Origin of the sequence: Paenibacillus sp. GCM10027626 (genome assembly GCF_042676285.1) — a bacterium.
Classification (GTDB): Bacteria; Bacillota; Bacilli; order Paenibacillales; family Paenibacillaceae; genus Paenibacillus_Z.
In genome coordinates this window covers 1-529 of the sequence record NZ_JBHTHC010000073.1, presented here as the reverse complement: position 1 = coordinate 529, position 529 = coordinate 1, and the positions used below count along the sequence as shown (strand labels likewise).

The window sequence follows — 529 nt, the reverse complement described above, 5'->3', positions numbered from 1 at the left end:
TCGTGATAGCCGCAAGAGCATTGGAATTGATCTTTCCTGCGGTGGTTTTTCCAAATGATTCCGCACTGACTGCATTCCTGAGAGGTTTTATAGGGATTCACCTTTTCCACGTTTAGCTCGGCTAACGCGGCTTTATAGGTGATCTTTCGTTCCAAATCATAGAACGCCCAAGCATGGATATTGCGATCTGCACGCTTCCAATATTTTTTCATCGAACGAATGTGGCTCAGGTCTTCCAGCTTGATGATGGACGCCCCCCTCGCACTCGCAAATTGCACGATATTTTTGGCCATGACATGATTCCAATATTGCATCATGCGTCGTTCTTTATGTTCGAGTCGTTTGAGCGCTTTCATATTTTTCGCTTGCTGGATTTCCCTTCGCAAACGGGCATACCGCCTGCGGATATGGCCGATACGTTTGCCGTTAAAGGTCAGGTAGTTCCCTGTATCGGCATCGGCGGCAACCGCAATGAGGCGTAATCCGCGATCAACGCCAATCGCTTTGTTCGTTTTCCGCGTTTCCCGAA

The 529-nt window shown here is 48.4% G+C and carries 1 protein-coding gene; it reads right to left on the bottom strand.

Features of this window, described 5'->3' with window-relative positions:
• Window positions 1-529, bottom strand: a 529-nt coding sequence (locus ACFQ0N_RS38270; RefSeq protein ID WP_379335744.1) for an RNA-guided endonuclease TnpB family protein, incomplete at both ends; no start/stop codon positions are given.